General features: G+C 68.5%; 11 protein-coding genes. 1 reads left to right on the forward strand and 10 read right to left on the reverse strand.

Features of this window, described 5'->3' with window-relative positions:
• Positions 1 to 51 precede the first annotated feature (51 nt).
• The 7 genes from BW996_RS09380 to BW996_RS09410 all read right to left on the reverse strand — a co-directional run bounded on the left by BW996_RS09380 (position 52) and on the right by BW996_RS09410 (position 8576).
• A complete protein-coding gene (locus BW996_RS09380) occupies positions 52 to 1140 on the reverse strand; it encodes a hypothetical protein (protein ID WP_139330819.1) in 1089 nt (362 codons plus the stop codon).
• Positions 1141 to 1312: 172 nt separating this feature from the next.
• A complete protein-coding gene (locus tag BW996_RS09385) occupies positions 1313 to 1855 on the reverse strand; it encodes a YcjF family protein (RefSeq protein ID WP_051631627.1) in 543 nt (180 codons plus the stop codon).
• 163 nt (positions 1856 to 2018) lie between these two features.
• A complete protein-coding gene (locus tag BW996_RS09390; RefSeq protein ID WP_037478877.1) occupies positions 2019 to 2267 on the reverse strand; it encodes a hypothetical protein in 249 nt (82 codons plus the stop codon).
• Between the two features lie 4 nt (positions 2268 to 2271).
• Positions 2272 to 4278 (reverse strand): ABC transporter substrate-binding protein, encoded by a 2007-nt coding sequence (locus tag BW996_RS09395; protein ID WP_081837974.1) that lies wholly within the window; start codon positions 4276 to 4278, stop codon positions 2272 to 2274.
• A gap of 10 nt (positions 4279 to 4288) precedes the next feature.
• Entirely contained in the window at positions 4289 to 5248 is a 960-nt protein-coding gene (locus BW996_RS09400) for a prohibitin family protein (RefSeq protein WP_037478880.1), read from the reverse strand.
• Between the two features lie 17 nt (positions 5249 to 5265).
• Complete coding sequence (locus BW996_RS09405; protein WP_037478882.1) at positions 5266 to 6933, reverse strand: cyclic peptide export ABC transporter; 1668 nt, start codon at positions 6931 to 6933, stop codon at positions 5266 to 5268.
• Positions 6930 to 8576, reverse strand: a complete 1647-nt coding sequence (locus BW996_RS09410; protein WP_037478885.1) for a cyclic peptide export ABC transporter — start codon at positions 8574 to 8576, stop codon at positions 6930 to 6932. The genes BW996_RS09405 and BW996_RS09410 overlap by 4 nt, the downstream gene beginning before the upstream one ends.
• A 399-nt stretch (positions 8577 to 8975) precedes the next feature.
• On the opposite strand from BW996_RS09410, the gene BW996_RS09415 reads away from it, so the two are divergent.
• Positions 8976 to 10424, forward strand: coding sequence for a sensor histidine kinase (locus BW996_RS09415; RefSeq protein ID WP_051631628.1), 1449 nt, complete (start codon positions 8976 to 8978; stop codon positions 10422 to 10424).
• 11 nt (positions 10425 to 10435) lie between these two features.
• Here the strand turns inward: BW996_RS09415 and BW996_RS09420 are convergent, their stop codons facing one another.
• From BW996_RS09420 to BW996_RS09430, 3 genes are all read right to left on the reverse strand, one after another.
• Positions 10436 to 11101, reverse strand: a complete 666-nt coding sequence (locus tag BW996_RS09420) for a response regulator transcription factor (RefSeq protein WP_245801910.1) — start codon at positions 11099 to 11101, stop codon at positions 10436 to 10438.
• 117 nt (positions 11102 to 11218) lie between these two features.
• A complete protein-coding gene (locus BW996_RS09425; RefSeq protein ID WP_081837976.1) occupies positions 11219 to 12061 on the reverse strand; it encodes a thioesterase II family protein in 843 nt (280 codons plus the stop codon).
• A 57-nt stretch (positions 12062 to 12118) separates the two neighbouring features.
• Entirely contained in the window at positions 12119 to 12823 is a 705-nt protein-coding gene (locus tag BW996_RS09430; protein WP_162177952.1) for a 4'-phosphopantetheinyl transferase family protein, read from the reverse strand.
• Positions 12824 to 12972: the final 149 nt, after the last annotated feature.

Below are 12972 nucleotides of genomic sequence, written 5' to 3' on the forward strand. Positions count from 1 at the left end.
AAGACAGGCGCTCAGAAGCGGTGGAAAGCGACGAGAAGCAGCGAAAAGCGCTCAGCGCAGCTGGATCACGGGCGACTGCGGCAGCTGGTTGGGATTGAGCTCGGTCTGCGCGAAGACGAACTGCAGGCCCTGGAAGGCGGTGCGGTAGCGCATCGCCCCGGCGCGGTCGGAGACGACGTACTTGCGTCCGGCGTACTCGACGCTGGCGGCCTCGGGCTCGGTCAGCTCACTGGTGGCCTCGATGCGCAGGATGGCGTCGCGCTGGCCGGCCGGCAGGCCCGCGCGCAGGGCCTCGGGCAGGATGTCGGCGTGCTTGCCGTCGAAGGCCATCGCGTACAGCGTGCCGACGAAGGTGCGCAGCTTCAGCTCGATGCTGAAGCCGGGCGCCAGCGGCTGGCTGCCCAGGGCCTTGATCTGCGCCCGGGCGCCCTCGCGCGCCGTCAGCCGCTGCAGGGCGGCGCCCGCGCGCTCGTCGGCCGAAATGCGCAGTTGCGTGCCGGCGGCGTCCGTGCCCGTCACCAGGGCCCGCGCGCCCTGCAGGGTCTGCAGCGCCTCGACCACGCGCAGGAAGTCGGCGTAGTTGTCCGGATCATCGGCATCGAAGCCGTTGTTCAGCACGATCTTCTGGCCGCCGGCGGTCGTCAGCACGAGCTGCTCGCCGAGCATGCGCACCAGCGTCGTGACCGAGAAGCCCTGTCCGGCCAGACCCGCGAAGGTGCGCGGATCCACCGGCTTCATGATGACCGCCGAGAAGCCCGGGCCGCTCAGCGGCGCGAAGTTGAACATCGGCGCCTCGGTGGCGCTGCCGCTCAGGCCGAGCATGCGGGTGAAGGTCTCGGCCACGCCCGGCATCGGGGTGAGCGCGTTCGACATCGAGCCGTTGGCGCCCCGCGTGAAGCTGAAGCTGGCGTTGATCGGGCCCATCTGCAGGAAATAGGGCGGATGGCCGTTCTGGATGCGTGCCAGGTTCAGCAGCGTCTGCTGATTGCCGACCTGGGCCTGGGCATCGGCGTATTCGACATAGCGGGTGCGCAGCGCGCTCGGGCCTGCGCAGCCGGCCAGCACCACCGCGGCGGCCGTGGCGGACAGGACAAGCAGGCGACGCGGCAAGGCGCGCGACAGACGGACAGGAGACGACATGGTGAACCTTGGCGACATGAAGCGGGGGGAAGGAAGGCAAGCGGTCGAAAAGGCTGGTGCCCCCTCTGCTGGCGTGCAAGCGTGCAGGCGTGCAAAAGCGGGGGAGGGGGACCAGCCGTCCTGGTGCTCACGCAGAGGTGGGCCTCCAGGAACTCACGGTCTCAGGGAAGACTCAGGCGGCCTTGGCCTTGACGACCTCGGCCCCTTCCTTGACCTTCTCCTTGAACATTTCCTTGAACTTGACCGGATCGAAGTTGTCGATCGTGCCGCCGGTCTCGAAGTGCTTGGTCAGCACCTTGCCGGTGGCGTAGGTGACGGCGGCCGAGGTGGCCGACAGACCGGCCGCACCGGCGATCGAGCCCAGCACCGGCACGGCCTTGGCCAGACTGGCCAGGCCGGTCATCGCCACGATCACGCCGGCGCCGCTGACCAGCGAGGTCAGCAGCGAGCGCACCAGCTTCTCCTTGAAGGGCACGTCGTAGATCTTGCACAGGCTGTGCGCCATGTCGATCTGGATGCCCATGATGGCGGCCAGATCGACGCCGGGCACGGGGATCAGACTCACGCCGGTGGCGGCGATGACGTGGTTCTTGACAACATCGTTGGCCAGCAGCAGGCGGTCCGAGCGGACCACGTCCGAGACCAGCACCGGGTCCGGGGTGGCGGGGGTGTCGACGGCCTTGGCTTCGACCTCGACGGTATCGGTGGAGCTCATGAGAGCGTTCTCCATGGATTGAGTGGAACTGCAAAGCGCGACAGGTGACGCGGCGGTCTCCTGCGCATCGAGGGGGAGTGACTTCTTCCTTCTGGCGATGGGGGGTCCTTTCGTGGGGCAGAGTCAGCGGGATGCACCGGTCGATCCCGGCGTGGACCGGCCCTCACGACGCCGCGGACGGCGGCTTGGCCGGGGGCGCGCTCGGCGCCGGTGCGGGAGCAGGCGCAGGCGCGCGGCGGCGCTGCGGCGGATCGCCGGCCAGCACGAACAGCGCCCCCAGCACCGGCGACATCAGCAGCGAGGCCCAGAAGTAGCCCCAGAAGCCCCACTTGCGGTGGCGGCCGAGCACCGCCACGAGCAGGCTGCCAAGGACGTACAGGATGGGCAGGACATGCGGACTCAGAGCAGACATGGCATCACCGTGAAGGAGAACTCGAAGGGGGTGTGGCGTGCGAGGCCGCCGGCGGGGCCGCACTGGCCGGCGCAGAGGCCACCTCGGGCTCGGGGGTGGACGCCGCATCGGACGCGGGCTCGGAGGCGGCCTCGGCACGCTGGCGGGCGGCCTTGGGCAGCGCGAAGGTGGCCGCCACCGGCGGCATCTCCGAGGCGAACAGGTTCAGCAGCGCCGGATTGCTCTGGTGGCCGAGCGAGAGCAGGCGCTGCAGATCGACCTTGACCGCCGGCAGGTTGACCAGCCCGCCGATGACGCCATCGACCGCCGAACGCAGCAGCATGCGCTCGACCGTCTTGACCGCCGGGCCGAAGTCGGGCTGGCGGCCCGCCTCGTCGACGAACAGGGCCAGCCCTGGCGGCATGATGCGGTTGCCCGCCGCGCTGACGGCAAAGACCGGCAGGTTGACGCCGCGCAGCCGCCGCTCCAGCGCCGCCGTGTCGACGAAGCTCAGGTCATCGAAGCGCGCCAGCATCAGCGCCTGCACCTGGCCCTGTTCGGGCAGCGTCTGCAGGCAGCCCGCCAGATCGTCGTCGAGCGCCTCGTCGTGCACCACGCAGGTCTCGACGCGCAGCCCGGCGGCCTGGCCGAGCTGGCGCAGCTGTGCCAGATGATCGGGCAGCGTGTCGGGGTCGCGCGAGGCCACCAGCACGCCCAGCCGCTCGAACGGCAGGATGCGCCGGGCCAGCTCGAACTGCAGCGCCGCCATCTCCTCCATCGACGCCCCGGCCTGGAAGGCGCGGCTGAAGCCCGGGGGCAGCGGCGTGCCGGCCAGGTGTTCCTCCTGCTCGGCGCGTTCGAGCTGATAGCGCAGGTGCAGACCCGGCAGCGGCTGCCACTGCCCGCTCACCAGCTCCTGGAACTCGTAGTGCTTGGCGCGCAGCTCGCCGTGCGCGTCGAAGGCGTGCAGCCCGGTCACGCCGATCCAGTACGGCATGAAGCGCAGCGCCGAGGCCACCGCCGACGTCCGGGTCGACTTGGCCGTCTCGATCGCGCGCGCCAGCAGCATCATCGCGTCGTAGCCCTGCGCGGCGTTGTGGTCGGGATCCTGCTGGTATGCGGCACGGTATCGCTCGACGAAGGCGGCATTGCGCCAGCCCGGCTGGCTGCTGCGGTACAGCGCCGGCACGATGGTCTCGTTGCCGGCGCGCCCGGCCGATTGCGCGAAGTCGCGCGAGTTGAGCGAATCGATGCCGATGATCGGCACCTGCACGCCCAGTTCGCGCAGCTGCTGCACCATGCGCGCGCCAGGCTCGGTGGCGGCCGACAGGAACACCGCATCGAAGGACTTGGCGCGCAGCTCGGCCACCAGGCTGCGGTAGTCCTCGTCGCTGGCCTGGAAGGACACCCGGTGCGCGACCCGCAGGCCACGACCGACCGCCGCGTCCTCGAACAGGAAGGCCATCTCGCGGCTGTAGTCGTCGCGCGTGTTGAGCACCGCGACCTGCCCGTAGCCCAGCAGCGCGGTCAGGCTGGCGAGCTGGTCGGCCATGACCGGTCCGCTCGGGGCCATCCGGAAGACGTACTGGAAACCGTGGCCGGTCAGGCTCTTGCGGGTCGCGAACGGCGGCAGGAAGACCACGCGCGCGGCCTCGTAGACCAGCGAGGCCGGCACCGCCACCGCCGACGACCGGTGGCCCAGCACCGCCACGACCTCGTCGTCGTCGGCGAGCCGGTGCACCAGCGCGTTCTCGGCCACCGGGTCGGCGCTGCCCTGTTCGATGCGCAGGCGCACACGTCGCCCCAGGAGTTTTTCGGGGCGTGCGTTGAGCTGCGCCACGGCCAGCTCGATGCCCTTGACATAGTCGGTCTGCTGTGGGTCGCGCACTGCCGCGATGACGATGTCGCCGCGTGTGTCCTGGGCGCGGCGGTCGCGGGCCTCGGCCATCGTGGCGTAGTCCGGTCCCGGCCAGTGGCTCCAGACGAACAAGGCGACCAGCAACAAGGCCACGGCAGACAGCACCCTCTTCATCACCGGGTTCTCACGGCGTGACGTTGAGGAGCACGGCAGGCTTGCCGTCGCCGGTCGCGCCCCCCTGGGCACCCGCCCCAGGTGGGGACATGCCACCGCCCATGATCAAGGTCTTGGCATTGGGCGAGGTGGCGATGTCGCGCATCGCGCCGATCTGCTCGTGCTGCAGCACGCGGTCGGTCAGACTCTCGGCCAGGATGGCGTTGTGCTTCTTCCTGCCTTCGGCCTCGACGATCAGCCGATCCGCCTCCTTGCGCGCCGTCTCCATGCGGAACTCGTAGGACTTGAGCATTTCCTCCTGGGTCAGCTTGTCCTCGATCGCCGTCTTGAGCTTGTCCGGCAGCTGGATGCTGCGGATGATGATGTCGTCGACCTGGACAAAATTGCGCCCGACCTCGTCGAGCGCGGCCAGGATGGCGCGAGTGAGCAGCCCGTCCTTGTTGGTGTAGATGTCCTCGGCGACGTACTGGCCGAGCTGCTTGCGCATGACCGACTCGACCTGCGGGACGATGACGCGCATCACATAGTCCGGGCCGATGCGCTGGTGCAGCACGCCCAGCATCTCGACTTCGGGCTGGTAGCGAATGGCCAGGGAGAGCTTGACACTCAGGCCCTTGGACGTGAGCACGTCGAACTCGTGCAGCTTGATCTGCTTGCGCGTCTCGTACTGGTGCATCGTGTTGAACGGACTGATCAGGTAGACCCCTTCGGTGTAGACGTGGTCGACCTGGGTGCCGGAGAACAGCCGGAACAGCACGCCGTTGTGCCCCGGCGGGATCACGACGACGATGCGGCTCCACAGGAAGACGATCAGCAGCAGCAGCAGCAGGTTGGTGACGATGAACGCCGGGGTGTTCTCGTGCAGCCAGTCGGCCAGGCGCTGGCGGGGCGTCAGCGGTGCCTCGGGCGCGGACGCGTCGACCTGCGCAGAGGACGTGTCGTCGTCGAACCATTCTTTGGGGCCGGCCATGGATGCGGGGCTCCTGTTCATGCGGTGTCCGCGACGATGCGGCCGTCCTGCAGGCGGACGATCCGGTCGGCGCAGTCGAAATAGGCGTCGTCATGCGAGACGACGATGACGGTGGTGCCGCGCGTGCGCAGCTCCGGCAGCAGTTCGCGGTAGAAGCGGCGGCGGAACTCGGGGTCCTGGTCGGCGGCGACCTCGTCGAGCACGCACACCGGCTTGTTCCGGAGCACCGCGACGATGAAGGCCAGGCGCTTGCGCTGGCCGGTGGACAGCGCCGTCTGCGTGAAGCGTCCGTTCTCGAAGCCGGTCTTGCGCTCCAGGCCCATGACCTGCAGCCAGCGCCGCACCTCGGCCGGATCGACGTCGTCAAGCCCGTGCAGGCGCTCGAAGAGGTGGAAGTCGGTGAAGACGATCGAGAACAGCTCGCGCCAGTCGTCGCGTGCGGCCGCATCGACGATCTGGCCGTCGCGGCGCAGCTCGCCTTCCATCGGCGGGTACAGGCCGGTGAGGAGCTTCAGCAGCGTGGACTTGCCCGCACCATTGCCGCCGACGATGAAGACCAGCTCGCCGCGACGGATCTCCAGCGTGTGCGGGCCTGAGCGGAACGTGACCTCGCCGGCCGCGTCGGTGTAGTGGAAGGCCGCGCCGTGCAGGCCCAGGTGCTCGAAGGCTGGCCGGGCCGGATCTGCCGCGACCGGCCCCTCCGCCATCGGCGCATCGACCTCGGCCGCGCGCCCGTGCACGGCCGCCTCGATCTCGGCCTCCAGCGCGTAGAGCCCGCCCACCGCGGCCTCGGCACGCGCCAGCATCGGCAGCATGGTGGCGAAGGCCGTCAGCGGGCCCATCAGCGACAGCACGATCGACAGGCCCTGCTCGATGCCGTCGCTGCGGCTCGGCCAGAGCGACGGCTGAACGAACACCAGCGCGGCCAGCAGCACGTAGAGGATGCCGCTGGAGAACTGCAGGTCGTCGACGGTGCGGCGGTTGATGTCGTGGCGCGGCGCGTGCGCACTGCGGGCCCGGGACTGCAGCTCGGCCTGGATGGCCTCGCTGCGACCGCGGTGCAGCTTGACTTCCTTGAAGCCCTGCACCAGCTCGCCGAACAGCGCGAAGAAGCGCGCCTCGCGCTCGGCCGACAGGCGCGTCTCGGCGGTGGCGCGCTGGTAGTGGCGCATCAGCTGCGGCACCGCCAGCGCGAACACCAGCGCGATCAGCCCGAAAGTGATGGGGTCCTTCCAGACCATGTACAGGCCGCTGGCGGCAAACAGCGCGAGCGACTGCAGGCCGTACAGGCCCTGCATCACCGCATCGGCCACCAGCCGGGTGTCCTGGCTGATCGGCGTGAAGCGTCCGCTGGCGGATTCGCGCTCGATGTAGCGCAGGTCGGCCTGCAGCAGCCTTGTCGCCAGCCGGGTCTTGACACGCTCGAGCGCCTGCTCGGAGGCGGTGAAGCAGTCCTTGAGGCTGCGCCGCAGGCTCAGCACCCAGGCGGCCAGCCCGAGCAGGTAGACGATCAGCAGGGCCAGCCGCGTCATCGTCAGGCCGTCGCCGGCCGACGCCGCGCCGGTGTTGGCCAGCGCGATCAGCAGGCCCTGGCACAGACCCGACAGCACCATGCCCGCCAGCATCGGCGGCAGCGGCAGGTCGGCCTCGCGGCGCAGGAAGTCGAGCAGCTGGCTGCGCTTCATGCCGGCACGCTCCCGCCCTGGCGCTCGTCGGAGACGATGTGGCCGGCGTCGAGCCGCAGCACGCGGTCGGCCGTGTGGAACCAGGCCTCGTCGTGCGAGACGATGAGCAGCGTGCGCCCGGCCGCCTTCAGCTCCGGCAGCAGCTCCTCGTGATAGCGGCGTCGGAACGCTGGATCCTGGTCAGCCGCCAGTTCGTCGAACAGGCAGATCGGCCGGCCTTCGAGCACCGCGGCGATGAAGGCCAGGCGCTTGCGCTGGCCGGTCGACAGGTCGGTGCGGGTGAAGCGGCCACCCTCGCAGCGGGTCTTGCCACTCAGTCCCAGCCGGTCGATCCAGGCGTTGACCTCGGCGTCATCGACGCCCTCGGGCAGCCCGTACAGGTGGTCGAAGAGGTGGAAATCGGTGAAGACGGTCGAGAACAGGCTGCGGTAGGCCTCCAGCGTGCGTGGCCCGACCGGCTCGCCGTCGAGCAGCACGTCGCCCGCCTCGGCCGGGTAGAGCCCGGTGAGCAGCTTGAGCAGCGTGGACTTGCCCGCGCCGTTGCCGCCGACGATGAAGACGGTCTCGCCGGCGCGCAGGCTCAGGTCGTGCGGGCCGGAGGTGAACAGCGGCGAGCCATCGGTGTCGAGGTAGCGCATGCGTGCCCCCGCCAGCCGGATCTCGTCGAACTGCCGCAGCGGCTCGACAGGCCGACGGTGGTGGGGTTCCAGCGCTGCATCCAGGCGCGCCTCCAGGGCGTACTGATGACCGATGGCCGCATCCACCGCCGCCATGCCGGCCAGTCCCTGCGTGATCGAACCGATCGGACCGAGGATGTACATGACGGTGGCGACGATCTGGTGGGTCTGGTCGCCGCTGCTCGGCACCACCACCGGCAGCACGAACACCACGGCCAGCAGCAGCAGCAGGAAGGCAATGCCGCCAAACAGGTGATCGAAGACGGTGTCGAGGTTGGCCTGGCGCTTGAGGCCGTGCGCCTGCGCGGCCACTTCGACGAGATGGCGCCGCAGGCCGGCGCGCTCGCGCCGGCTCAGCTGCAGCTCCTTGACGCCGTGGACGACATCACCGAGCGCACGCTGGAAGTCCACCTCCCGGTGATGGGCCTGGCCCATCGCCACGGCAATGGCCGGATCGCGCACCTTGCGCACCGCGATGTAGCTGATCACCACCAGCACGATCACCAGACACGCCAGCGGCGACAGCACCGCCAGGTACAGCGTCGAGAACACCAGCGTCACCAGCGACTGCACGGTGGTGACGACCTGGGAGCCGGCGCGCGCGATGACCTGGGTGTCCTGCGTCAGCGCCGCGAACCCCGGAAGCCCGCCGACCTGCTCGACCTGCCGCAGCGAGGTGCGCCGGACCTTGTCGGTCAGGCGCAGGCGCACCCGCTCGATGGTGGCCTCGACCGCCTGCATGGCGTCGAGCATGGCGCTGCGCTGCGTGTAGGCGTACAGCACCAGCGCGACGAGGTAGGCCGCGAACAGTCGGCCATCATGCTCGGACTGATCGGCCTGGGCCGCCGCCCGGTTGAGCAGGGCCAGCATCAGCATGTTGGCCATGCCCGTCAGCAGCGACATCGCGATGATGCGCCGCTTCGGCACGCCGGCCTCCTGCGTCAGGAAGCGCCTCAGGTGCTGCATCGTGCGCGCAGGCCGCCGCTTCTGGGCGCCGTGACGGCGGCATCAAGGGCACCCCGTCCACCGCGTGTCTTTCGTTCCATCAGATGCGCACATTTGGTGCATATCTGATTGCATAGATCATAAATGCATGAAATAAACAAATGATGCAAAAATACAACAAAATTTTTGACACTGGCGGACATGAGGTGTAGCTTTGAACGCAGTGCAGATGTGATGAATTCATCATTTTAGAGATATTAACTTCTTCATTTATTTCATTTTTACAAATTATTTCGATTGATAAATCATTTGTGGGTAGTTAAAACAGATCTTGTTCATCAGTGATTTCTTGCTTGGTGGCGTCGCGTACCGCTGGTCGGTTTCGTGGTTCTGCCAACAGCGCCTCGCTCCCCATGCCCCATGACATTTCCGCCGCTTGATGTCCGCGACATCGCGTTCATTGGATTTCTGGTCTACCTGCTGCTGCCGCTGGGAACGGCGGTGATCCTGAGCGGACAAGACCGGCGAGGTCGTCTGATGCAGTGGTGCTGGGGAAGCGGCCTGCTGAGCCTGCTGCCGCTGATTGCATCGATCGGTGCACACCAGATCCCTCGGGCGCTGCTGTCGGTCGGGTTCGGCCTGGGCTTTCTGGGCATGTTGCTGCGCATCAATGCGCTGCGCGGCCATCTGGAGGCGCGCCGCCAGCGGGGGCGGCTGGTGATGCTCTGCGTGATCCTGACCCTGGGTTCCGAAGCGATCGGGCTGCTGGGTCTTGCGCTTCAGCTGGCGTATGTCGCGGCCGTTCAGGCGCTGGGCGGGTTCTGGATCACCCGACTGGCCTGGCAACTGGGTATCCGACTGCCCAGCCGCAGTGCGCGGGCCATGGCGCTGGCCTACGGTGTCGGCACGCTGGTGTTGCTGTGGCGTGGGCTGATGATTCTGGTCGAGCACAGCCAAGGGGCGCGCGTGGACGCGCTCGCGCAGGGCGGGCATTCCCTGGTGCTGGCCTTGCTCGTGCTGATGACGGGCATCTTCAGCAACATTGCCTACATCGGCATCACCCTCGAAGGCGTGCGCGCCCGGGAGCGGGCGCGCGAGCTGGAGGCTGCGCAGGCCGCCGTGGCGCAGCGCCAGAGCGAAGCGCAGTCAGGCCAGCTGCGCGAGCTGCTGCGCGAGCGCGACGACATGCTGCACCTGCTGGCCCACGAAGTGCGTCAACCGCTCAACAACGCCTCGGCGGCCCTGCAGAGCGCCCGCAGCGCCGCCGTTCGCACGCTCGGCGACGACACGGACGCCGCCCCACTGCTGGGGCGACTCGACCGCGCAGGCAGCGTCATCCAGCAGATCACCAGCATCCTCGACAACACCTTGACGGCCTCCAGCCTGCTGTCGACCGACAGTCGGCTGGCCCCTGTCGAAGCGGACCTGCCCTCGCTCATCGAGCTGTGCCTGGCCGACCTGGCGCCCAGTCAGCGGGCCCGTGTGCAGGTCGAACACGACGCGGGCCTGCGCACGGCCTCGTTCGATCCCGGCCTGCTGCGCCTGGCGCTGCGCAACCTGCTGGTCAACGCGCTGAACCACACGCCGGCGCACACGCCGATCGTGTTGCGCGTGAGCGAGCAGGACGAGCCGCTGGCGGTGCTGCTGGAAGTGATCGACCAGGGGCCGGGCTTTGCGCCCGCGCTGCGTGAGCGTGCGTTCGAGCGCGGAGTGCGCGGCCCCCGCAGCACCGGACTCGGCCTGGGGCTCTACATCGTGCAGCGCGTCGCCGAGCTGCACCGCGGCCGCATCGAGATCCTGCCTCGGGACGTGCCTGGCGACACCGGCACGCGGATGCGCCTGACGCTGCCACAGGGCCTGATGGACTGACGGCGGAGGGCTCAGGCCAGACGCAGTTCGGCGCGGAAGACATAGCCGACCCGCGCGACCGACTGCAGCGGCACGATCAGCGTCGTGGCGCGCTCGATGCGTCGGCGCAGCCGGTAGATCGTGCCGTGCAGCCAGTTGTCGTCGTCCTCGGCAGGATCTCGCCCGAGCCGGCGGCACAGCGTCTCGCGCGTGACCGGCTGGCCGTGCGCCTCGAACAGGCAGTCCATCACCGTCATGTCCCCGTCGCTCAGCTCGATGCGCGCCAGATCCGGCGCCACCAGCACGCTGGCGCGCCGGTCCAGCACCCATGCCGTCGAGGTCTGCGTCACGGTCGTCGTGCGCCGATGGATCGCACGGATCGTCAGCAGCACCTGATCGAAGCTCACGGGCTTGGTCAGATACATGTCGGCCCCGGCATCGATCACCGACTTGAAGACGTCCGGCGAGACCTTGCCCGAGACGACGACGATGCCGACCTGGGTGCGCCGGCGCAGCAGCCGGATCAGTTGCAGCCCGTCGACCCCCGGCAGCATCAGGTCGATCAGGTAGAAGGCGTAGCCATACGGCGCGTCGGTCGTCAGAAGATCATCGCTGTCCGGGTAGGCATCGACACGAATGCCCTGCTCGCGCAGGTGCTGTGCCAGGAATTCGGTGTATTCGGTGTCGTCATCGATCAAGGCCAATGTGGACGGCAGCAAGGACATGGAGGCGCAACCACGGAAAGGAGGGGGACGGAAGGATGAATCCCGGGTGTCATGTTCTTGTCAACGGATTCGGATTCATCTCGATGCATGTTACGGCACCCCGAAGCGGGCAGGCCCGCATGCCTCCTCGACGCGCGTGCTCAGTGCCGCGCGCAACAGCAGCTCCGGCTGCCGCCACAGCGCAAAGTGATCACCCGGGACCGATGTCTGCTGAAATCCGCCGCAGGTCCAGTCCGCCCAGCGCGCCACCTGCTCCGGGTGGGCGTGGCTGTCGTCATGGGCGCCCAGGGCCACGATCGGGCAGTCCAGCCGCCGAGGGCGCGCCGAGCCGCCTGTGACCGCACGCTCGCGCAGGCGCGCCACCAGGCCGAAGTCGGCTGCCAGCATGGGCAGCAGCAGATCCAGCAGTTCTTCGTGCTCGAACACGGCCGGTGGTGTGCCGCCCAGTTCGCGCAGGTGCGTCAGCAGGGCTTCGCGGCCGACGCGCTCAGGATCGATGCGTGGCGGGTGCTCCGGGCTGCTGCAGGCCGCCACCACGAGGCGCTGCAACCGCGACTGCTCGGCGGGTCGCAGCCGGCAGGCCAGCGCATGGGCCAGCAGGGCGCCCATGCTGTAGCCCAGCAGCACAAAAGGCCGATCCAGCCATGGCGTCAACGCCTCGTGCAGCTCTGCCAGCAACACCTCGGGATCCGTGATGTGGGCTTCGGTGAAGCGGCCCTCGCGCCCCGGCAGCTGGATGGGGCACAGATCGACATCGGCAGGCACCAGATCAAGCCATGGGCGCCATATCGACGCGGCACCGCCTGCATAGGGCAGGCAGAGCAGCCGCAGCCGTGGTGCCGCGGTCAATCGCGGTCGCCACAACCAGCGTGAAGTCGAGCCTGAAGTCGGACGCGACGATGTCGCAAGGAGAGGGGCGGCAACAGAAGTCATGCCTGGAACCTTGAGGTGGAGAGAGGGGCAACAGGACGATCAGGAAGATCAGCCAGATCAGCCGGGACTGGACACGCGCCAGGTCAAGTGCTCGTCAGGGTGATGGCGCAGACAGGCCAGCGCCCAGTGGTGCCCGGCCCCCGCCAGCCCTCCTTGCAGCCAGCCTCGTGCGGGCCAGTCGACCCGCATGTCGTCCGTCGGTGGTGCGCAGGATCGCGCCTGCCAGCCGGGTCCGACGGGGTCCGGCATCACTTCCAGCTGGTTCGGCTCGATCTGGCCCAGGCCGCACCCCAGGGCCTTGAGCACGGCCTCCTTGAAGGTCCAGCGCGCCATCAGGAAGTGCTGCTGCGCCTGAGCGTCACCCCCGAGGCCGCGCCAGTCGCGCAGCTCACGCGGGGCCAGGAGCGTCTCGGCCAGATCCTCCGAAAGAGGCAGTGCATCCAGCCTCTCGATGTCCACGCCGACCTCGCGGTCGCATGCGACCGCCACCGCCACATGGCCTGTGCAGTGCGACAGATTGAAGCGCAGGGTCTGCCACGCAGGATGGGCGCGGGAACACAGGGCGGGCTTGCCGTGGGTGCCGACGACAAAGCGCCAGGCTTCCGGGGCCTCCGGGGCGTAGCGGCTGAGCACCCGGCGCAGCAGCCCATGCGCCTGAATGAACAGCACCTGATCGCTCGGGCGGCGCAAGCGCGATGCCCGCGCACGCTCGCCCGCATCCAGCAGCGTCCAGTCGTCGGTGGCGCTCGAGGTGACAGGCATCAGGTGCAGGTCAATGACACCCGTCTGCAGATCGACCAGTGAGATCTGATTTTCAGGGTCCGAAGGATTCATGGAGGGCGTGCGACATCGATCTCAGGCATTTTGCTGCCTAGTGCTGCTTATGCGTGAATTTTTTGGCGTAAATTGAT

Origin of the sequence: Sphaerotilus natans (assembly GCF_900156335.1) — a bacterium.
In the GTDB taxonomy this organism is placed as follows: domain Bacteria; phylum Pseudomonadota; class Gammaproteobacteria; order Burkholderiales; family Burkholderiaceae_C; genus Sphaerotilus; species Sphaerotilus natans.